Origin of the sequence: Pedobacter sp. UYP1 (assembly GCF_040547305.1) — a bacterium.
Taxonomy (GTDB): domain Bacteria; phylum Bacteroidota; class Bacteroidia; order Sphingobacteriales; family Sphingobacteriaceae; genus Pedobacter.
Window position 1 is genome coordinate 419,186 of sequence record NZ_JBEPPL010000002.1, and the last position, 21,529, is coordinate 440,714.

Annotated in this window: 19 protein-coding genes; 8 read left to right on the forward strand and 11 right to left on the reverse strand. The window is 39.9% G+C overall.

Annotated features, from left to right (window positions below; all coding sequences use genetic code 11):
• The first annotated feature begins 26 nt into the window (after nucleotides 1-26).
• Together ABIB30_RS05815 and ABIB30_RS05820 are read left to right on the forward strand one after the other, a co-directional pair.
• Nucleotides 27-2,006, forward strand: coding sequence for a fumarate reductase/succinate dehydrogenase flavoprotein subunit (locus tag ABIB30_RS05815; protein WP_354300117.1), 1,980 nt, complete (start codon nucleotides 27-29; stop codon nucleotides 2,004-2,006).
• Between the two features lie 23 nt (nucleotides 2,007-2,029).
• Nucleotides 2,030-2,800: a succinate dehydrogenase/fumarate reductase iron-sulfur subunit gene (locus tag ABIB30_RS05820; RefSeq protein WP_111635398.1), complete on the forward strand. Its 771-nt coding sequence runs from the start codon at nucleotides 2,030-2,032 to the stop codon at nucleotides 2,798-2,800.
• A gap of 79 nt (nucleotides 2,801-2,879) precedes the next feature.
• On the opposite strand, the gene ABIB30_RS05825 is transcribed toward ABIB30_RS05820, so the two are convergent.
• The 3 genes from ABIB30_RS05825 to ABIB30_RS05835 form a co-directional block, all read right to left on the reverse strand.
• Nucleotides 2,880-4,748: a TonB family protein gene (locus tag ABIB30_RS05825; protein WP_354300120.1), complete on the reverse strand. Its 1,869-nt coding sequence runs from the start codon at nucleotides 4,746-4,748 to the stop codon at nucleotides 2,880-2,882.
• Nucleotides 4,745-5,122: a BlaI/MecI/CopY family transcriptional regulator gene (locus ABIB30_RS05830; protein ID WP_354300122.1), complete on the reverse strand. Its 378-nt coding sequence runs from the start codon at nucleotides 5,120-5,122 to the stop codon at nucleotides 4,745-4,747. The genes ABIB30_RS05825 and ABIB30_RS05830 overlap by 4 nt, the downstream gene beginning before the upstream one ends.
• Before the next feature lie 167 nt (nucleotides 5,123-5,289).
• The gene (locus ABIB30_RS05835; protein ID WP_354300124.1) at nucleotides 5,290-5,562 is read right to left on the reverse strand and encodes a hypothetical protein; all 273 of its coding nucleotides are present in this window, start codon (nucleotides 5,560-5,562) and stop codon (nucleotides 5,290-5,292) included.
• Between the two features lie 239 nt (nucleotides 5,563-5,801).
• On the opposite strand from ABIB30_RS05835, the gene ABIB30_RS05840 reads away from it, so the two are divergent.
• A complete protein-coding gene (locus ABIB30_RS05840; protein WP_354300126.1) occupies nucleotides 5,802-6,827 on the forward strand; it encodes a sensor histidine kinase in 1,026 nt (341 codons plus the stop codon).
• Between the two features lie 18 nt (nucleotides 6,828-6,845).
• The gene (locus ABIB30_RS05845) at nucleotides 6,846-7,595 is read left to right on the forward strand and encodes a LytR/AlgR family response regulator transcription factor (protein WP_354300128.1); all 750 of its coding nucleotides are present in this window, start codon (nucleotides 6,846-6,848) and stop codon (nucleotides 7,593-7,595) included.
• Between the two features lie 37 nt (nucleotides 7,596-7,632).
• Here ABIB30_RS05845 and ABIB30_RS05850 read toward each other — a convergent pair whose 3' ends face one another.
• Nucleotides 7,633-8,367: a lysophospholipid acyltransferase family protein gene (locus ABIB30_RS05850; protein ID WP_354300130.1), complete on the reverse strand. Its 735-nt coding sequence runs from the start codon at nucleotides 8,365-8,367 to the stop codon at nucleotides 7,633-7,635.
• A gap of 6 nt (nucleotides 8,368-8,373) precedes the next feature.
• Nucleotides 8,374-8,928, reverse strand: a complete 555-nt coding sequence (locus tag ABIB30_RS05855) for an NUDIX domain-containing protein (RefSeq protein WP_354300133.1) — start codon at nucleotides 8,926-8,928, stop codon at nucleotides 8,374-8,376.
• 109 nt (nucleotides 8,929-9,037) lie between these two features.
• On the opposite strand from ABIB30_RS05855, the gene ABIB30_RS05860 reads away from it, so the two are divergent.
• The gene (locus ABIB30_RS05860; RefSeq protein ID WP_354300135.1) at nucleotides 9,038-9,373 is read left to right on the forward strand and encodes a hypothetical protein; all 336 of its coding nucleotides are present in this window, start codon (nucleotides 9,038-9,040) and stop codon (nucleotides 9,371-9,373) included.
• Between the two features lie 2,180 nt (nucleotides 9,374-11,553).
• On the opposite strand, the gene ABIB30_RS05865 is transcribed toward ABIB30_RS05860, so the two are convergent.
• Nucleotides 11,554-14,040, reverse strand: coding sequence for a TonB-dependent receptor (locus ABIB30_RS05865; RefSeq protein WP_354300137.1), 2,487 nt, complete (start codon nucleotides 14,038-14,040; stop codon nucleotides 11,554-11,556).
• A 95-nt stretch (nucleotides 14,041-14,135) separates the two neighbouring features.
• Here ABIB30_RS05865 and ABIB30_RS05870 point away from each other — a divergent pair, with 95 nt between their 5' ends.
• Nucleotides 14,136-14,738: a thioredoxin family protein gene (locus tag ABIB30_RS05870; protein WP_354300139.1), complete on the forward strand. Its 603-nt coding sequence runs from the start codon at nucleotides 14,136-14,138 to the stop codon at nucleotides 14,736-14,738.
• On the opposite strand, the gene ABIB30_RS05875 is transcribed toward ABIB30_RS05870, so the two are convergent.
• The 5 genes from ABIB30_RS05875 to dcd form a co-directional block, all read right to left on the reverse strand.
• Nucleotides 14,735-15,016 carry an ATP-dependent Clp protease adaptor ClpS gene (locus tag ABIB30_RS05875; RefSeq protein WP_041878221.1) on the reverse strand — a complete coding sequence of 94 codons (282 nt, stop codon included), beginning with the start codon at nucleotides 15,014-15,016 and terminating at the stop codon, nucleotides 14,735-14,737. The two genes, ABIB30_RS05870 and ABIB30_RS05875, sit on opposite strands and share 4 nt — an antisense overlap.
• 100 nt (nucleotides 15,017-15,116) lie before the next feature.
• Entirely contained in the window at nucleotides 15,117-15,992 is an 876-nt protein-coding gene (locus tag ABIB30_RS05880) for an SDR family oxidoreductase (protein WP_068404114.1), read from the reverse strand.
• Nucleotides 15,993-15,995: 3 nt separating this feature from the next.
• Nucleotides 15,996-16,757 carry an enoyl-CoA hydratase/isomerase family protein gene (locus ABIB30_RS05885; RefSeq protein ID WP_354300142.1) on the reverse strand — a complete coding sequence of 254 codons (762 nt, stop codon included), beginning with the start codon at nucleotides 16,755-16,757 and terminating at the stop codon, nucleotides 15,996-15,998.
• A 7-nt stretch (nucleotides 16,758-16,764) separates the two neighbouring features.
• The gene (locus ABIB30_RS05890; protein ID WP_354300144.1) at nucleotides 16,765-19,455 is read right to left on the reverse strand and encodes a carboxypeptidase-like regulatory domain-containing protein; all 2,691 of its coding nucleotides are present in this window, start codon (nucleotides 19,453-19,455) and stop codon (nucleotides 16,765-16,767) included.
• Between the two features lie 81 nt (nucleotides 19,456-19,536).
• Nucleotides 19,537-20,073: a dCTP deaminase gene (gene dcd / locus ABIB30_RS05895; RefSeq protein ID WP_354300147.1), complete on the reverse strand. Its 537-nt coding sequence runs from the start codon at nucleotides 20,071-20,073 to the stop codon at nucleotides 19,537-19,539.
• Nucleotides 20,074-20,138: 65 nt separating this feature from the next.
• Between dcd and ABIB30_RS05900 the strand changes: the two genes are divergently transcribed.
• Together ABIB30_RS05900 and lipB are read left to right on the forward strand one after the other, a co-directional pair.
• Nucleotides 20,139-20,774, forward strand: coding sequence for a 4'-phosphopantetheinyl transferase family protein (locus ABIB30_RS05900; RefSeq protein WP_354300149.1), 636 nt, complete (start codon nucleotides 20,139-20,141; stop codon nucleotides 20,772-20,774).
• A 9-nt stretch (nucleotides 20,775-20,783) separates the two neighbouring features.
• On the forward strand, nucleotides 20,784-21,479 hold the full coding sequence (gene lipB, locus ABIB30_RS05905) for a lipoyl(octanoyl) transferase LipB (protein WP_354300151.1): 696 nt from the start codon (nucleotides 20,784-20,786) through the stop codon (nucleotides 21,477-21,479).
• Nucleotides 21,480-21,529 lie beyond the last annotated feature (50 nt).

The window sequence follows — 21,529 nt, forward strand, 5'->3', positions numbered from 1 at the left end:
TTCGAACGTATAAAACGCTAAATAAAATGGCAGATTTTAATGCAAATATACCGGAAGGGGAACTGACCGTGAAATGGACTAAACTGAGGTCTTCAATGCCTCTGGTTAATCCGGCGAATAAAAGAAGTATAGAAATTGTAGTAGTAGGTTCAGGACTTGCAGGTGCTTCGGCAGCAGCAACCCTTGCCGAAATGGGATATAAAGTTAAATGTTTTTGTTTCCAGGATTCACCAAGAAGAGCGCACTCTATTGCAGCTCAGGGTGGTATCAATGCAGCAAAAAATTATCAGAATGATGGTGACAGTGTTTACCGTTTATTCTACGATACAATTAAAGGTGGTGATTACCGCGCCCGTGAAGCAAACGTTCACCGTTTAGCTGAAGTAAGCGCGAATATCATTGACCAGTGCGTGGCTCAGGGTGTTCCTTTAGCAAGAGAGTATGGTGGATTGCTGGATAACCGTTCATTCGGTGGTACTCAGGTTCAACGTACCTTTTATGCTGCCGGACAAACAGGTCAGCAATTGCTATTAGGTGCTTACAGTGCTTTAGAGCGTCAGATTGGTATGGGTAAAGTAGAGATGTTTACCCGTCATGAAATGCTTGAAGTTGTTAAAATTGAAGGTAAAGCACGTGGTATTATTGCCCGTAACTTAATTACAGGTGAACTGGAACGCCACTTCGGTCATGCGGTATTGTTAGGAACAGGTGGTTACGGAAACGTATTCTATCTTTCTACCAATGCAATGGGAAGTAACGTAACTGCTGCCTGGAAAGCACACAAAAAAGGAGCTTTCTTTGGTAATCCTTGTTTTACCCAGATCCACCCTACGTGTATCCCGGTATCAGGAGATCACCAATCGAAATTAACCCTGATGTCTGAGTCATTGCGTAATGACGGACGTATCTGGGTTCCTAAGAAAAAAGATGATCAGCGTAAAGCAACAGATATTCCTGAAGAGGAAAGAGATTATTATTTAGAGCGTCGTTACCCTGCTTTCGGTAACCTTGTTCCACGTGACGTGGCTTCAAGAGCTGCCAAAGAACGTTGTGACGCTGGTTATGGTGTTGGTGTTTCTAAACTGGCTGTATACCTGGATTTCAAAGCGAATACAGAGCGTTACGGACGTATTGAAGCCTCAGTACATAATATCCACAATCCGGATAAAGAAACTTGCATGCGCTTGGGCCGTGAGGTGATCAAAGAGAAATACGGAAACTTGTTTGATATGTACAAACAAATTACCGGTGAAGATCCTTATGATTTACCAATGCGTATTTATCCTGCAGTTCACTATACAATGGGCGGACTATGGGTAGATTATAACCTGATGACTACTGTACCAGGCTTATATGCTTTAGGTGAAGCTAACTTCTCTGACCATGGTGCTAACCGTTTAGGTGCTTCTGCTTTAATGCAGGGACTTGCAGATGGTTACTTTGTAATCCCTTATACTATCGGTTCTTATATCTCTAAAGAATTAGCTACGAAAGCAATTCCTCTGGATCACCCTGCATTTGTGGAGGCAGAAGCTAGTGTTAAAGCTATCCTTGATAAATTCATCTCGATTAAAGGAACAAAATCTGTAGACTTCTTCCATAAGAAATTAGGTAAGATCATGTGGGAAAAATGTGGAATGGCGCGTAATGCAAAAGGACTTTCTGAAGCGATTGTAGAAATACAACAATTGCGTAAAGATTTCTGGTCTGATTTACGTGTTCCAGGTATAGCAGAAGAATTCAATCCTGAATTAGAAAAAGCTGGCCGTGTGGCTGACTTTATCGAGTTAGGTGAGCTGATGTGTATGGATGCATTGAACAGAAATGAATCATGCGGAGGTCACTTCAGAGAAGAATATCAGACTGAAGAAGGCGAAGCCCTGAGGGATGATGAAAACTATGCTTACGTATCTGCATGGGAATACAAGGATGATGTTAAGTTTGAACTTCATAAAGAGGAGTTGAAATTCGAGAACATCAAAATTGCACAAAGAAGTTATAAATAATCTAGTACTAAAATCTCAATACCATGAGTACAGGAAATATGAATTTAACGCTGAAAATCTGGCGTCAGAAGAATAACAAAGCCAAAGGTAATTTGGTAGACTACAAAATATCAGAAATTTCTCCTGATATGTCTTTCTTAGAAATGTTCGACGTTTTAAATGAGCAGCTAATTAATAAGGGCGAAGAGCCGGTAGTTTTCGACCATGATTGCAGAGAAGGTATTTGCGGTGCATGTTCAATGTATATTAACGGAAGACCACATGGACCAAAAGAAGGTATTACTACCTGTCAGCTGCATATGCGTTCTTTCAAAGATGGCGATACTATTGTAGTAGAACCATGGAGAGCGAAGGCTTTTCCAGTGATTAAAGATTTAACGGTAGATCGTACTGCATTCGATAGAATTATTGCAGCAGGAGGGTTTATTTCAGTAAACACGGGTAATGCGCAGGATGCAAATGCACTGCCAATTCCTAAGTTCCAGGCAGATTTATCTTTTGAGGCTGCGGCTTGTATTGGATGTGGTGCTTGTGTAGCTACTTGTAAAAATGCATCTGCGATGTTATTTACTTCTGCTAAGATTTCACAGTTGGCACTATTACCTCAGGGTCAGCCAGAACGTTACCGTCGTGTACAGAGTATGGTTGCGCAGATGGATGCTGAAGGCTTTGGTAACTGTACCAACACAGGTGCTTGTGAAGCTGAATGCCCTAAAGGAATTTCTTTAGAGAATATTGCGCGTATGAACAGAGACTTTTATTCCGCAAAATTTGTTTCTGAGGAAGAAGTTTAATAGATTTAGACAACGAGACAAGGATTTAACACAGAACCCCGGCTATTATGGCAGGGGTTTTGTGTTAAATCCTTGTTTTTTATCCTTTCTTTTTGGTAATAATCTGGATCACTCCATTCTTCGCTGCCTCGCCATACTGTTTCACCGCATCACCTCCTTTTAAGACATTTACACTTTCAATGTCATCGGGGTTAATGTTTTGTTTATCTGTCTGATCAGTCATTATTTTACCGTCGATTATATACAATGGATTTGCAGGTGGGGCAACCATGCCAGTTTGCTTTTGCTTATCCTCTTGCTTCGGTTTTTCTTTGGTTAAAGTAAAACCGATTGGCAGATTATATTTAACCCTTACAGGATCTTTGCCGCTATAACCAGGAGTCCATTTCGGTGATAATTTGAGCACCCTGACTGCTTCTTCATCAGTTCCCGCCCCAAGTGCCCTGACTACTTTAATATCCGTGAGGGTCCCGTCTTTTTCTACAATATAAGAGAGGAATACTTTACCCTCAACATTATTTTTTACTGCCTCCTCAGGATATTTAACACTTTTTCCGAGGAACTTATAAAAATTTTCCATTCCTCCAGGGAAAGATGGTGGAGTAGTCAGCGTAACGAAATCGTAAACTGGCTCTTCTTTAGTTTGAGCAGTCTGTTCATTTTTAGCAGATGACCCGGTTATTGTAATCAGATTTAAAGCAGTGTATCCTTTCAGGACACCAGTATTTCTGTTCTTTACAGGTGTCGCTGCACCTTTTAGACGAAAAGCTACGGTAAGGCTATATTTGCCATTCTCAGTCGATTTAAAGCCCTCAAAAGCTGAAATAACCCTGATCACTTCCGCATCACATCCTGAGCCTAGCTGCGTGCCCGCACCGATGTTTTTAAGCTCACCATTCTGCAGTGTAAAGCTAATCTGTACATTCCCTTGCAAATGACGCTGATAAGCTGCAACAGGATATTTAATGCTTTTAGCTAAATAGTTATAAAGTGGTGTCCATTGATTTGTTTGCCTTATACTGCTACTACTACGCTGATGATCACTTTGGATTAAAGCTGGTAAAATGGCATCAGGAATTAAAACCGGAGCTTCAATTTCTGTAGCAACAGTTTTCAAATTCTCATTTTTACTGATCGCTGCAGAAGAGAATAGTAAAGTAACTGCGAACAGGGGTAAAAACAAGCCATATTTCAATATCGCTGTTTTTGCAGAGCGTTGTTTGTTTAGCATGATGATTCGTTTTTTAAGCATTGATTTGTTGAAGAAACTATTGGTTAGTACATGCTGGTCGACTCCCATGGCCTGACTTAAGATTAGCAGGGCATAGCTTTCTTTGTCGCCTTGAAAACGGGCGGCTTCTTCATCGGCCAGGTATTCGTGAATATGTTTTACTGTAGTTTTGTAAGCGTAGATAATCGGATTGAACCAAACCAGGGCTCCTAAAAGTTCGAAGAACAATACATCAAAACTATGCAGTTGACGGCTATGGATTTCTTCATGTTTTTGAATTGTATGTAGTCCTGGAAGTGCGGGGTCGATTACTTTTTTGCGAAAAAAGGAAAAGGCCATGCCCTGTGCATTTGCGTTCAGTAATTTTTTTACCGTAAGCAATTGATAGCTCAACCGGCACAGGAATAATAAAACACCTGCGAGGTAAGTCCAGACTAAGAAAGCGATCAGGTTGAAATACTGGCCCTGATCAGCTGATACTGGTCCCTGAGCCATCATTGTGAACTCGTCTATACTAATCTTAATTTGTTGTGCAGCAGGCTGTCTGACAAACCATTCTGGTCTTAAAAATGGAATAATCAGAGAAAGCGTACCCGCGGCAATCAGATAAATCCTGTTTAACACAAAGTAGGTTTCCTGATGCAGCAGCAATCTGTAAAATGCGTAAAATATAACCAGGTATATATTTACTTGCAGAAGGTAGTGGGCCCAGGTCATTTTGCTTTGTTTTTAAGTTTGCTGATCATTTTAAGAATTTCGTCTACATCACTAACATCCATCTTCTCTTCCTTTACAAAAAAGGAGAACATACTTTCTACAGAGTTTTCAAAGTACCCTCCAAGTAGTTTTTCTGTGGCATGGCGTTTATAGTCTTCTTTAGATACTAGTGCATAGTATTGGTGTGATTTTCCAAAGGCTTCGTGACCAATGAATCCTTTAACTTCCAATATCCGGATAATGGTAGAGACTGTATTGTAAGCCGGTTTAGGCTCTGGCAGGAAATCCATCACCTCCTTGACAAACCCTTTCTCGATTTGCCAGATGATCTGCATTAATTGTTCTTCGGCTTTGGTCAGGTCTTTAATTTCCATAGAGCTTATATTCTTGTGGTTAGGTTGTAACTAAAAAACTAGTTATATAAATGTATGAACTAATTATTTAGTTTCAAAGAATAAGCACAAAAAAAATATGGTGACCATCCAATCACCATATTTTTAACTATTAACTAAAAACTAAATTCTTAAGAAAGCGGGCAGTATTATCTACCCTGGAAAGCTGTTTCCGCAACTTGATTTGCAGAAGTAGCTTTAGCAGCGATTTCACCACCCCTGGTCATATTTGAAGGGCCTGTAAGGGCAAAAATCATCATGACAAAAACTGGAATCAACAATAATATAAAAGGAGAGACATTCGTTAATTTTTTCATTGTATAAGAGGCTATATTATTTAAAGTGTTGATTTCTGATTCATATGAAACATGCAAGCTATTTTTTACTGTAGTATCGATGTATTGAAGAGATGCTGTTTTCATAATTGTTTCGTTTTGATGAAACAAATAGACTCATAAAATTATTCTGGCTAAAATGTATTATACCAAGTGGATATAATTATAGATCAACGGGTTATTTTGCCAATAAGTAGAGAATATCCTATTTTCGGGCGTTGGTAGAAAAAAAATGCCAGTTCGTCGAAACCTATGGCTTAAAAACGTTACTTTCATTACTTTGAGCGGTCACTAAAACTGACTTCTGTTTAAAACAATAAAATCAAATGAAGGATAAAAGAGCGCTGATTGTACATTCTGTTTACTGGTTATTTCTTGGGGTAATTATGGCCCTGATCATATTTTTCAGTAAAGAGCGGATGACTAAGGAGTACATTCTGGTGGGTATCTGTTACTTCTCCATTATCAATATCTCTATATTTTATATTAACTACACACTTCTTATCCCTCAACTGCTCAAAAAATACTGGATTTATGTGCTCTCTATTGTGGCATTGATTATAGTCATGATGTTTTTAAAGACGGGTCTCGCCTTACTTTACCGTGATGTGATGCTGGAGCAGACGAATCCTAAAACCGGGATTACCAAACACACTGATATTAATCTTTACATGCTGAGTTCGGTATTCATTTCTGGATTCTTCATTATTTCCAGTTGTCTGATCAAATTTATGCTGGACTGGTTTAGCAATATCCGTATTCAGCGCAGTCTTGAAACAGAAAGAAAAGACATGGAATTACAATTCCTTAAATCACAGCTTAACCCTCATTTTCTGTTTAATTCCTTAAATAATATTTATTCACTGGCCTATCAGAAATCGGATAAAACAGCAGATGCCATTTTAAAGCTGGCGGAGATCATGCGTTACATGATCTATGAAAGTAATGATAGCTGGGTCGCTTTGAGTAAAGAAATTGAGTATGTCCAAAGCTATATTGAGTTGCAGAAACTAAGGTTTAAAAATGGTGCAGCCGTAGAGATGACCCTGAACGGTGAAATCGATGACCAGCAGATTATTCCGTTAATCCTGATTTCCTTCGTGGAAAATGCTTTCAAACACGGCGTGGCCAATGATCCTAAAGATCCTATCCGGATCAATATCATTGCGAACCAGAAAATACTGCATTTCAGTATCACGAATAAGAAAAGTAACGGAAATAAAGATGAAGTAGGGGGAGTAGGACTGAATAATGTGGAGCGCCGTTTACAGTTACTTTATCCTGAAAGGTATAAGTTAAATATCGTAAATTCGGCTACCCATTATACAAGTGAGCTCATGCTTGACATATAAAAAGATAAAATTATTACAATGACACTAAAATGTATAGCTGTAGATGATGAGCCATTAGCGCTTGATATCATTGAAGATTATGTCTCAAAAGTGCCCTTTTTGGAGCTGGTGACAAGAACAGAGAATGCCATCGAAGCTTTACAGCTTGTTCAGGCAGGAGGAATTGATTTGGTATTCCTGGACATTCAGATGCCTGATCTGACGGGGATTCAGTTCCTTAAAATTGCCAACAACAAAGCTAAATATATCCTGACTACTGCCTATTCACAGTATGCGCTGGAGAGTTATGATTTAAATGTATCTGATTATTTGCTGAAGCCTATTGCTTTTGACCGTTTTTATAAAGCTGTAGAAAAAGTCCATAACCAGCATAAAAGTAATGCAGAAACGGTTGCTGTTACCGCTCCTGCTCCTGTGGCAGTTCCCCCTGCAGCTGCAATTCAGTCAGTTCAGGATTTTATTTTTGTAAAAACGGAGCATAAAATCCAGAAAATTGAACTCAGTGATATCCTTTACATCGAAGGGCTGAAAGACTATATCTCTATATTCACGAAGAACGAAAGGATAATTACCCTTCAGAACATGAAGAAAATGGAAGAGACCCTGCCTTCAACTCAGTTTATCAGGGTACATAAATCCTATATCATAGCGCTCGATAAAATTGAAAGCATAGAGCGCAGCCGGATAGCGATCTGCGGCAAGATCATCCCTATAGGAGACACCTACCGGGATGAGTTTTTTAAGCGGATAGAAAATAAAAATATCTGAGCGCAACAGTCAGCGGTTGCCCTAACAAATAGCCGGACTACTGCTTCAGGAACTTTCTGATAGCCTGTTCGGCTGCCAATGTCAATTCTTCCGGGTTCAGGCCTGCAGTTGGAACAGGAGGAAGAACAGTCCATCTGATCTTCTCTCCGCAGCTCAGCGGAAATGCCCCATACTGTACAATCTTCCAGGAATTCTCAATTGCGATCGGAACAATCAACGCGTCAGGGGCTGCTTTCAATAAAGTGGCAATCCCTCCAACGTGAAAAGGCTTCATCAAACCATCCTTAGCCCTTGTACCCTCCGCAAAAATCATCGCTGACCAATTATTGTCTTTCATCCTTCTGCCCAGCTTAATGATCTCAGAAACGGCCTGTTTACTGTCTTTACGATTGATATTTGCGCCACCCCCATACTTCAGATTAAAGGAGATCGAAGGAATACCCTTAGTCAGTTCAATCTTGGAAATAAACTTCACATGATGCTTCTTCAAAAACCAGATAATCCCTGGAATATCATACATACTCTGGTGATTCGCTACAAAAATAATAGGTCTGTCAGTTGGCAAATCCTGTTGATTCAAAAAGGTTATTGAATTACCTAAAAAGATCTGGCAATACGTCAAAAAGAAATTCAGGTAATCAACCGACACCTTATGTGCCTTATAACCAAAAAGGCGAAAGCACACCCATTGAACAGGCTGGAAAATAATCAGGGTCAGGAAAAAGAAAAAGTAAAATACGGGAGTCAGGATATATCCCAGAAATTTGTTCATATAATTCTATAGTTTGCCTTCGAGTAATAATATTTTGGTTTTCAACAATGCTGCAACACTCATGCTATCGGTAATTCTCCCATCCATAGCCATCTGGTAAGCTTCCTCAAACGGTAACTTCCGTAAAACCAGCTCCTCAGTCTCTTCCGGTTCAGCTTCCCCCATAGTCAGGCCCCTTGCAATATAAATGATGGCCAGTTCATTGCTTACTGAATTTGATAAATGCATTCTTTGCACCTCCATCCATTCCGTAGCCATCAAACCCGTTTCTTCCAGCAGCTCACGCTTGGCACTATCCAGCGGTTCTAACCCCAGCGGGCCGCCCCCTTCCGGAATCTCCCAACTATAAGCCTTGATTGGAAAACGGTACTGTCCCACAAGCCAGGTATTCATGTCCTGATCCAGCGGTAAAATACCGATCGCATAATTCCTGAAATGGACCTCCCCATAAATACCCTTTCCACCAGAAGGATTAAGAACCTGATGTTCAGTAACCCCAATCCAATTATTCTCATAAATCTTTTGGCTATCCAGAATAGTCCAGGGATTGTGCTCTTCCATGTCCGCAAGTTACAAAATTTCTAAAAAGTATAAGGGAACTGTAAATCTAACTCATGCAACAATTTGCAAACTCAACTGTTTTACTACTAATCAACAAAAAATCAATCATATGTGGGGAGATCAACCATGGGATAACGACCGTGCTGCCGATTGGTACGGTACGATGATGAAAAAAACAGATCTGGCGGCTCACGTCAGGAAAACCCTGTCAGAAGAACATAAAGACAATACTGAAGTACTCAGGGCTGCCGCATTTTGCCTTGTACAATTCGGCCGCATTTACATCTGGCCAACCGAAGAACTCAAAGACGACCTTAAACTTGGAATAGCCGCACTAAAACAAGTCCTTGACGACGACGAATACTGTCACTCCTTAGAAATCACTGTTGACGTTCGCGCAGAACTTGCACAACTCGAAGAAAGATTAAAGACTTACATCTGGTAATAGCGGATCAAGTCATAAACTTGTGGATCAGGGATTAAATTTCAAGTTTTGGGTTTGATATTTTTTGAGTTCAAAGCAGTTGGTTACGATTCTTTACTAAGCTGATTACTCGCTGATTTTATAGTTCAATTTATCCTTATTAAACGCTCCTGATTACTTTGATAAGAGATCGGTCAACGCTTCAGCGGAATTCTTAGGGGGAGGGAAGATCCTGATTTTTCCAGGCCTGCTACTTTTACGAAAGTTCTCTGATGCTTTTTCAGTTTCCATTGATTGTTTCATTATGCCCCTTACAGAACTTTTGAAACAACCAGTGCTCCAAACTGCTGCTTTAAAAATGAAACCGCCCAGGATTCCCTTTGAAAATTTACCCGTTAAACTTCCCATAATAAACAAATGCTTTTCCACCAATGTAGGCTATTAGCGTTAAAGATTATCCTGATGCGTAAAAAATGTCCGCAATTGTCCGCAGCTGTCTGCAATTGTCCGCAGTTGTCTGCGGGTTAGTCAAAGGGAATATAATTTCATTAATCTTCATCCGGTTATGCTTGGGTTGTGCCTGAGTGGTGGTCGGTGTAAGACCAAGCTATAAACAGCCTTTAAGCATGGATATTCTAAGTCATTTCAACTAGTTGTTTTGACTTGGACTTGCCATGCTCTCGCGTTACTTTAGCACTGCTCTTACCCTAACGAGTACCCGGACAGTACTCAGGCAGTACCCGGCGATATAGCTTTATTATTTAGCTATTTTGAATTTATTTACGAACAGCCCGGCCTTGTTTCCCTTGAGTCATTCCCATGCAAATTGAAAGCTTTCAGCGAAACTTCCAGAGGTATAAGCGCATCCGTTATAGCAAAGACTTTCTGTTTAGCGTGTCAAAAATTTATGCTTAAAAAAGAGACTGCTCCACAAGTTTATGACTTGATCCGTAATAGAATCAAAAAATATAACCAAGCGTATATTATATCTTAAGAATCTTTCTGTTGGAATCCTTGATATAGTGGATCAAGCTTTTTTTCTGACATTCACTTAGGCTGTAGAGTTTTTTATTGCCGTGCTCCTTAAGCATAGATTCCTTAATGTATAGACTATTGTGTTTTAAATATGTAATCGCTTAATTTTAAGCTATCAGTTGCAGCTACTTCTGAAAATGTTGGGATATCAGAGAATATCCTTTTTTCTCCAGCGGAATGACAACCAGAACAGCCCACATCAGACAATATGAAGCTGCCGGTATACTTCCTAAATCTCCGCAGGTATCAGTTAATGTTTTGACTAATTGAGTATTTTCTTTGCCCGTATTACTTGAACATGCAATAACAACAATTCTTCTAATAGCATATCATCAATATACTGATATAATTTTTACGAAATTAAATTATATTTTCAAGATATATTTTTTAACAAATCGAATCCGTCAAAAGTCCTGTCTAAAAATATAAGTGTAGGTTATATCTAAAGGTTCCGCTAAAAGCCCTGTCTAAAAGTATAGGAAAAGGCATATCTGAATTTTGTCCTAAAGGTTCTGCTAAAAGCCGTCTAAAAGTATAGGAAAAGGCATATCTGAATTTTGTCCTAAAGGTTCCGCCAAAAGCCCTGTCTAAAAGTATAGGAAAAGGCATATCTGAATTTTGTCCTAAAGGTTCTGCTAAAAGCCGTCTAAAAGTATAGGAAAAGGCATATCTGAATTTTGTCCTAAAGGTTCTGCTAAAAGTCGTCTAAAAGTATAGGAAAAGGCATATCTGAATTTTGTCCTAAAGGTTCCGCTAAAAGCCCTGTCTAAAAGTATAGGAAAAGGCATATCTGAATTTTGTCCTAAAGGTTCTGCTAAAAGCCGTCTAAAAGTATAGGAAAAGGCATATCTGAATTTTGTCCTAAAGGTTCTGCTAAAAGTCGTCTAAAAGTATAGGAAAAGACATATCTGAATTTTGTCCTAAAGGTTCTGCTAAAAGCCGTCTAAAAGTTTTTCCTTTAGATCCCTGCCAAACTATCCGCCCTATTTCCCATGACGCAGAAGGAGGGCCTGAGTACTATGAGTTTCTCCTCTTAATCATGAGTTTTAATAAAAAAGTCAGCCCTGTATTTTGACAATGTTTCTCCCTTCAGAGAAATCCGTCAAAATACAGGGCTGCTTTTTTTTAAAACCCTGGTGGAGAAACCCTTCTTGTACGAAGCCCCCTTAGAAGGAACCTTCGTCAGCCTTATTCTCCTGCTGTTCCACCTTTTTACCCTTTTTCATAAAACTAGTTTTTCCGAACCTGTAAGAAAACGTCAAATTCCCCATAGGCCCCTGCTGATACCTTTGAAAATCGATAATAGAATTCGCATCCTGCGTTAACATTCCGAACTTCCTCGTATTAAAAATATCCCTCACATTTAAACTAAGAGAAGCCTTTTTTCCTTTAAAATCATACTTTGCACCCCCATCAATACCATACATCGCCTTTCTCGTACCCTGCGCCAACACCTGCGAGGAATTATAATCCGCCCTTACCTGCAAAGTAATACTATGCGGTAACACAAAATTATTCGTCAAATTCGCATTCCAGCTAAACCCAGAATTACCCTGAATACCAAAAGCCGGAACCCCATCAATCTTACTATGATAAACATTCAGATTTCCCGTAAAATTCCACACCTTCAACGCATCCACCTTTGCAATAAACTCCAAACCACTAGAAAGATCTTTCGTTAAATTCTCAGGCGTTGTGATAATGACCCCATCCGCATCAGGCACTGATCTTACCCTTTGAATCAAATCATTCGTCTGTCTCAAATAAACACTCGAAATCAAAGTCACCTTAGGCCAGAACTTGCTATAACCCAACTCAAAAGAATGCACATCCTCTGGCAATAAATTCGGATTACCCTTACGCCAGTTCAGCGGATCAGAATAATCAATAAATGGATTCGTATCCCAAGGTCTCGGTCTGTTTACCCTTCTCGAATAACTCAGCTGAATCTGCTGCTCACCAGTAAACTTCTGCGTTAAATAAACACTCGGATATAACCGCTTGTAAGCAATACGCGCAGGCGCAGTTCCAAACACACCCGACTGGTCATATCCACCAGAAGTTGTATTCAGTAACGCATCCTCAGCCCTTAACCCAAGCTGGTACCCAAAATTCTTAATCTGGTTCTGATAATTTAAATAAATCGCATGCACCTGGTCCTTACTATCAAAATCATTCGATAAAGGAAGATTATCCACATAAGACCCTGAAGCATTATCAAACCTTTTGGCCACTGTGTTCGCATCAGAAAACCTGATCTGGCTTCTGTAGCCAGTCTCAATCTTTCCTAATTTCCCCAAAGGCATGGTATAATCCAGCTGAATATTATAATTCTTGTTTGTCCCATCATTTGTATTGTTCAGAATATCCTGAGCTGACGATGCAGGAACCCCGTTTAAACTATAAACCGAAGTATTATAAACCTGGAAATTATCATTCGTACCCGTTGAATATCCAAAATTGAAAGTCAGCTCCTGATTCGGCTTAAACTTATGACTATAGTCTAAATTTAAATCATAACTATGCCCACTTCCATCATTCGTGTTTATCCTCTTACTGAACTCCAAAGGAACCCTTCCAGTCGCATATTTATTAATATCCAGGTATTCCGTACGGTCATTAATCCTGCTATTGAACCCGCCCGAAAAGCTTAAAATATCTTTATCCGTCAGATAATAATCTAATCCAGCCTTTAAATTATGTGTTTTATCAACCGACTCCCACTTGTTTAACTGATCTGCATAAGCCAGTGAATCCTTACGCGTCAGATATTGGATATTGTTATAACCACCACCAGGGCGGTTACCATAACGATAACCGTAATTTCCGTAAATATTGATCTTCTTATTCTGGAAACTTAAACTCACATTTCCATTGTAATTATCCCTGTTTCCAGCCGTTAAAGCTACGTTTCCATTGAAGCCTAACTTCGTGTTTTTCTTCAAAACGATATTGATAATACCAGACTGTCCCTCCGCATCATACTTTGAAGATGGATTTGTGATCACTTCAACTGTTTCAATCGAGCTGGCCGGGATAGAAGCCAGTACCTGTGCAATATCTCCACCCGCAATTAAAGATGGTTTGCCATCAATTAACACCTTCACTCCAGTAGAGCCCCTCAAACTCACATTCCCATCTACATCAATCTGTACGGAAGGTACATTTTGTAATAAGTCACTAGCAGACCCGCCCTCACTAACCAGACTTTGTTCTACCGAGAAAACTTTTTTATCAATACCCAGCTGTATAGGGCTTTTCTTTCCGGAAATTGTGACTTCACTCAGGACATTTCCTTTGGACGCCTTCATTTTTATCGTGCCCAGGCTAATTATCCGCTGATTTTTAGTGATCGCTACTGAATCCCTGACCATTGTCTGATAACCCACATAACTAACCTTAAAAGTGAAAACTCCCGCAGGAATGTCATTCATCAGCAAAGAGCCATCGGCATCAGTTTGTGCAACTTTTACAGTCGCTTTTGTTTTTCTGTTAATTAATACTGCCGTGGCAAAAGGAACTGTTTCATTATTTTGGATGTCTACTACTTTTCCAGTAAGTTTACCAGTAGCAGGAGTTTGTGCATTTAGTTGAAAAATTGTGGTACAAATAGTGAAAGTTACGAATAGAAACTTTGCGCAATAGTTCTTCATTTAGAATAGTCTGTGTTTAGATTTTTTATATAACGGCAAAGTAACGGCCTGAGAATGGTAAAAAACGGGGGTAACTATTTTATTACAACGCGATTATGAGTAATTACAGTAATATTTTTGTGAATGAAGGATTAACTTATTCCAAGTATAGGGATTTGATAGATTCTCTTCTTAAAAGCAATAAAACAACAGGCGAAGATCACAGCGAAGCCATGCTGCACTATAGCAAGATGAACGTACAGCGAATGAGCAGAGTCGATAAGACTGGTGTGCTCAATGAAGCTTTCATACAAGCCATTAACAAACTACATAAAAGCTATCAACTATTGGTGATTTCCGAAGGATGGTGCGGAGATGCTGCACAGATCATTCCCATCTTTGAAAAGATGGTTGAATTTGCACCAGAGAAATTTTCTTTGCGTCTTTTGCTCAGAGATAAAAATCTGCCGCTAATAGATGCACACCTGACAAACGGAAGCCGGGCTATCCCTGTGCTGCTCCTGCTGGATGCAAACGGCGAACTGATTTCCAAATGGGGACCAAGGCCAGACATTCTGCAGGGCTTATTAGGAGAATGGAAAACAGAAATTTCTGATATGTTTGAACTGGCAGAGCGTTTGCACCTATGGTATGCCAGAGATAAGACACAAACAACGCAACTGGAGCTGACCGCATTGATCAGCGACCTGGAAAACTAGTCTACAGTTACCGTTAATCCTTCTTGCTGAAGGATTTTGCGGTAGACTTCCATTTCAGTGAAAGAACCTTCCAGTACCGCACATTTACCCTTATTATGGACTTCCCAGGCAATTTTCTCTGCCTGCGAATCCGTATAATCAAGGTATTTTGTCATACAATAGATTACATGGTCAAAAGTATTTACATCATCATTCCATAAAATCAGCCGATGCGAGGTTTTAAGGGATGTTAAAATCTCTTCCAGTGTAAATGTTTCTTCTTTTGTTTCTGTTGACATGATACAAAAATAAACTATTCTTAAAATAAGAACGTGTTTAATTTATAATTTTAAACACGTTCTTATTGACATTAAACGATTTTAGATGAAATTGGTCTGATTAACTGCCTTTAGCCGACCTTGTCATTTGCTCAAACGCATCCCACATCTCACCAGGGATAGCCTCCAGACCATTGAACTGACCCGCGCCCTGCAGCCATTCACCACCGTCTATACTAATCACCTCCCCGTTAATATACCCTGAGAAATCACTCACCAGGAATGCAGCAAGGTTTGCCAGTTCCTGATGTTCCCCAACGCGTTTCAGCGGAACACGGTTCTTGAAGTCAAACTTCTCTGCCAGATCTCCAGGAAGTAAGCGTTCCCAAGCCCCCTTAGTTGGAAAAGGACCAGGAGCAATTGCGTTCGTTCTGATCCCATATTTTCCCCACTCTACTGCAAGAGAGCGGGTCATCGCCAATACGCCACCTTTAGCACAAGCTGAAGGAACAACGAATGCTGAGCCTGTAAAAGCATAAGTGGTCACTATATTTAAAATACTTGCGGCCTGTTTCTCTTTGATCCAGTGTTTACCAAAGGCAAGCGTGCAATTAACCGATCCTTTTAAAACAATATCTATAACCGTAGAGAAGGCATTGGCCGATAAACGTTCCGTAGGAGAGATGAAATTTCCTGCCGCATTATTCAGCAAGCTGTCTACACGTCCAAAAGTTTTAAGCGTTTCTGCCAGTACATTTTCCACCTGCTCATAATCGCGTACATCGCAAGTTACTGCCAGGACTTTACCGCCGGTTTCCTTTTCCAGCTCATCTGCCGTTTTCTGTAACACATCAGCTTTACGGCTGGTGATCACTAAATTAGCCCCAAGTTTCAGGAAATAGGTACCCATTGCTTTACCAAGTCCCGTACCGCCACCTGTAACTACAATTGTTTTGCCTTTTAAAGCATCATCTCTTAACATCGGTTGATTGTACATAACTTATTTCTTTTGAAGGTTGTCAATAATCATTTTCAAAATATTCCTGGTCGCTGGAGACCACCATTGCGCAAGCATAATTTTTAATGCCTCAGACTGATCCGCAGAAGTCGCTGCAATCAGCTCTTTTCTGATATTCAGCTTACTCTGCTGCCAGGTATTGGGCTCCAATGCCATATATTTTCTTATTCTGCGTTCTGCAGCAGTCATGATACTATCCTGATTCACCAGTTCATCTACCAGTCCAATATTTAAAGCTTCCTCAGGGCTGAATAATTTACCTTCTAACAGGCTTCTGGTCGCATGACCTTTACCCAGCCAGAAAGAATACAGGCTGAAAATACTTTCAGGAACGATAATCCCAACAGGAACTTCATTTAAACCAATGATAAACTTACCCTCAGCCATTACCCTTGCATCACAAGCCAAAGCAATTACACATCCTCCGGCAGGAGAATGGCCATTGATTGCAGCAACCATAGGTTTCTTAAATGCAGTGATTTTAGCAATGAAAGCCAGAAATAAGTGCCAGAAGGACTCTGCCTCTTCTTCATTGTAACCATATAGCTCGATTAAGTCCAGTCCGGCAGAAAAAAAGTTATCACGGCCTGCGATGATTACCCCACCTATATTGTCATCATTGGCAATGTTATGGAGCATATCAGTCAGTTCAGTTATCATTTCCCTGTTCAGGGCATTTGATTTACCACGGTTAAGTGTAATCAGCGCTAAACGATCTTTTATTGTCACATTGATTGTGTTCATAGCTTTTTTATTTTACTTCGTAAGTATATACTTTTCTAGCCATGCGGCCATCCAGGTTCATTCCTTCTATAACAACTCTATAAGTACCGGATTCGTCTGTATTGTAGAAATTAAATTTACCTGTTCCTGCTTCATTGGTAGCCAGATTGGGATTCCAGTAAACAGTAGTTCTCTTATCTGCTGCCCTGATATTTTGTGAAGTATTATATTTCGGCGAGTAAAATTCACGTACTGCATAATAACCCGAAGCTGTAATATTGACAATTCCTGGCGCATAAGTAGCATAGCCAGTATTGCCACCTCTTTTAGTGGTGATGATTAAAATGCCTCCGAAACCTCTCGATCCGTAAATAGCAGTATTAGCACCACTTTTCAACACTTCTATGGTTTCTACATCCTGAGGCTGTATGTTATCCAGGAAATCTGGGGTCACATTTGTTCCGTCCAGAATAATTTGCATCGGCACCCCATTGTTCCGGGCTAAGTAGGCCTGTGAACCCTGGATAGTTAACCCGGCAATGCGGCCTTGCAGACATTGCGCCAGCGTAGTACAATAAGCCAGATCTGAGGCTTTGAGGATTGCATCTGCATGACCAGCGCCGTTCAGATTTGCAGAATTCTGTGCCTTTAATTTCTGCTTTACAATATTTACCTGATCAAGTGTATAACTTCTTTCCAGTAATCCGCGTTTAGTCAGGTCATCAAAATAGCTCTCACTTTTGATGATATAACTTTGTATAGCCTCATTGACATTGATCTCAATATCACCTGTGTTCTTATTCGGTGTAACGAGCTGTCCGGGAACCTGGTCTATTTTGATTTCTACGAATTTTTTGTCCTTCGCATTTCTGGCCTGAACAACAAACTTTGTACTATCACCAAACCTCAGGTCATCAAAATTAAAATGACCATTGGCATCTGTTAAAGTATCCAGCATGAAGAACCCTCCTGTATTGGAAAATAGGGTAACCTTTCCTTTTGCGATTGGTTTCCCGCCCGGTGTAGTCACAATACCACTTACCTTTAAAGATTTTTCGGCTGCAAAAACAGGTTTAACAACTGTATTACCAATTACATCTTTCCACAATAACCTGCTCCATCCCTGGGTCAGCATCAGCTCGTCTAAATGCGCCCTTGTCTCTGCACTGTGGTCACGAAAATATTGATTAGGCTTTTCAATGTATCCCTTCAAGTCTGAACTCAGCAATAAAGAAGTCATGATATTACTTTCATTGTCAGCATCAGGTTCTACAATACTGGCATTAGTTACGGCTACAGAAAAACTACCATAAGTAGGTTTTCCTTCATCTGTGGCCGAAAATTCAAGCGGTACATTTTCTCTGACCTTATATGATTTTTTTAAATTCAGTACATTAAGATCTATTTGATCGGCTGGATTGTTAATGAAAATCAATCTTTCAGCAACAGGAATATTTTCAGGAGAAAATAAAGTAAAATGAAGGACGCCCGACGGAAGTTCCTTCTTATTCAGAGAAAGCGCATTAATTTGCTTTAATGTATTTGCTTTCAATACTGCAATTACCGTATTGTTACGCTGAATCACCAATTTCATTTCACCTGTATTCAGAAGCGACTGACTAACCAGTAACTTTACACCTACTTTGCTGCTGTCTGCATTATTAACGGCGAGTACATAACCCGAAGTCAGCACTTTAGGGAATGGTATTTGCTGAACAGCGCCATTCTTCAATTTAATTTTTGCTGTATAAGTTTTTCCCGGCTGCGGATTCAAGATGAAACTCCCCATACCCTGGTAGGTGGTTTTGAAGGGAAGAACCTCTGTTCCTTCATTATCGACCACCATACCTGAAACATCCTCTCCAAGACCGGAAGATCCAACTGCTTTGATCCCAATTCTCGAAGGAAGGTCTTCTACAAGATTTCCGCTTTCAGGAAATAGCTGAACAGCAACCGCATCCGAAACTGCCTTTATTGGAATAGTTTTAACGATCTTCTCTTTATTGGCCAGCGTAAGTGTAGCGGTGATCCTTCCGGATGTCAGCACCTCAGCTTGTTTGCTGCTGAAAGAAAGTGATAGCTCTCCCTGTGCATTAGTCATTGCTTTTCCGCGGTCCATATTTTTATCTCTTAACCTTACCGTATAAGCCACAGGGACCTCTCCATAAGGCGCACCTTTTTTGTCTGTGAATTTGATAACTGCATTCACATGGTCTTCATTATCTTTTTTACTGTAGGAGTATTTGGTGTCGGTCAGCACCTTGTTCGCCCAGGCATTTCCAATCTTTATCGTTTTATCGAAAAAGAAATCCGGACCTGCATTTCTCATCCACTGCGTATAAGCTCTGATCCTGTAATTTCCTTCTGGTAAAGTATCTGTTAATTTAAAATCCCCCCAGGTCAGGCCAGAAACCAGCTGTAATTTAAGCTGACGCTTTACTGAGTCACTTTCACTGATCAGCTCTACATATAAAACCTGGCTGATTTTGGAAAGCTGGTCCGTACTGTTATCTGTCACATAGGCTTTAAACCAGATATTATCACCAATGGCATAATAAGGCTTGTCCAGATGTAAATGGACTTTTTCCTGTGGATTTTCCTGCGTATAATCAGCAAGTTTTTTCAGGAGTGTTTCGAAGGGATCATCTGCTATTCTGAATGCAAAAGAGAAAGCGCAAACCAGCAGGAAAAGGCAAGCATAGAGATATTTGGATTTCATAATATAGTAAAAAAATAGAGCCTCAATATATGAATATTGAGGCTCAAATGCTATATTATTAATGCGAAGTTTAAACAGTTTCTAAAACGTGTTCTTCCACATCATACTTTCTACTGGCTTGGTAGTCTTGTTACTATATTTCGCATCATCCTTCGCGTTGTATAGCGTTTCAATATCACCCTCCACAGCAAAATAGATTAGCTGGCCAATTGGCATCCCTGCATAAATCCTTACTGGCTGTGCACAAGAAATTTCCAGTGTCCAGGTATTGCAGAAACCTACATCACCTTTTCCGGCAGTCGCATGGATATCAATTCCTAAACGGCCGGTACTTGATTTTCCTTCCAGGAAAGGAACATGTGCATGGGTCTCCGTATATTCAAGGGTTACCCCCAGGTATAAAGTTCCGGGTTGTAAAACAAACCCATCTTTTGGAATCTCAAAATGCTGAATTTTATTGTGTGCTTTGGCATCAAGCACTCTGTCAGTATAAGTAGCCAGGTATTTTCCAAGATGAACATCATAGGAATTTGTGCCCAGACAATCTGAATTAAAGGGCTCAATAATTATTGTCCCTCTGTCAATCTCTTCTAGAATACGCTTATCGGAAAGTATCATTTGTAAAGTCTTTGGGCGAAATTATGATTAATTTAAGATACTTTTGCATTGATTTTTTAAATACGATGCCTGTAATCTATAATAAAGATATTGATGATCACACCATACTAGCCGTATGGAAAATCCAGGAAAGCGAAGAAGAGCTGATTTCCGGCCTGCAATTAAAGGCGCATGAACTCGATTTTCTCGCGACCTTAAACAACGGTAAACGCCTGTTGCACTGGTTAAGTACACGTTTGCTTTTAAGGAAGATGCTGAACACAGCAGACTATATTGACTGCCGGATAGATTCGCATGGAAAGCCATACCTGGTTAACTCTGCTTCAACCATTTCACTGAGTCATTCTTTTGATTATGCAGCGGTCATGATCGGAAAAGAAAAAGGTGTTGGTGTAGATATAGAAAGAATAGAACAAAAGATTCACCGGATTAAACATAAATTTCTCTCTCCGCCAGAATTGTTACATGTCAAAGATGATACAGACGCACTTTATGTTTGCTGGTGTATCAAAGAGGCCGTTTACAAATGGTATGGTAAAAAAGGACTGGAATTTAAAAGAGATATACATATACAACCTTTCGAACTCCAGGAAGAAGGGGAATTGATCGTTATAGTTGATTTACCTGAGGGCACAAGAACTGTGACCGCAAATTACTTCAAGACCGCAGATAATTACATGCTGGGATACGTGGTGGCTTAATTTTAAGAGATGAATAAAAAAGTAAAATTTGTTGATTGGGGGCTTTTGGATTATCAGGAAGCCTGGGACAATCAAGAAGTTATTTTTAAAGATACGATTGCCGTTAAAACAAATAACCGTATAGAAGAGACTACTGTAGAGACGCCAAATTTTCTGGTGTTTTGTGAGCACCCTCATGTTTATACTTTAGGAAAAAGCGGACACGCTGAATATCTTTTACTGGACGAAGAAGGGCTGAAGGCGAAAAATGCAACCTACTATAAAACGAATCGTGGCGGTGATATCACGTATCATGGGCCAGGTCAGATTGTAGGTTATCCGATTCTGGATCTGGATAATTTCTTTACTGATATCCATTTATACCTCAGAACATTGGAAGAGGCAGTTATTCTGACCTTAGCAGATTATGGGATTACTGCTGGCAGGTACCCCGGATTTACAGGGGTATGGCTGGATGCGGACAATGAAAAAGCAAGAAAAATTTGTGCACTGGGTGTGCGTTGCAGCCGTTGGGTGACCATGCATGGTTTTGCTTTTAACGTAAATGCAGATCTGGATTATTTTAAAAATATAATTCCTTGTGGGATAGATGATAAGGATGTAACCTCGATGCAAAGAGAGCTTGGTCACGAATTAAATTTAGCTGAGGTGAAATCTGTGCTTAAAATGCATATCGCCAAGTTGTTCCACATGGAACTCTATTAATTCTTTGTTATTTGTCAGACTTTGGTAAAACATTTATTTATTTTTTTCTT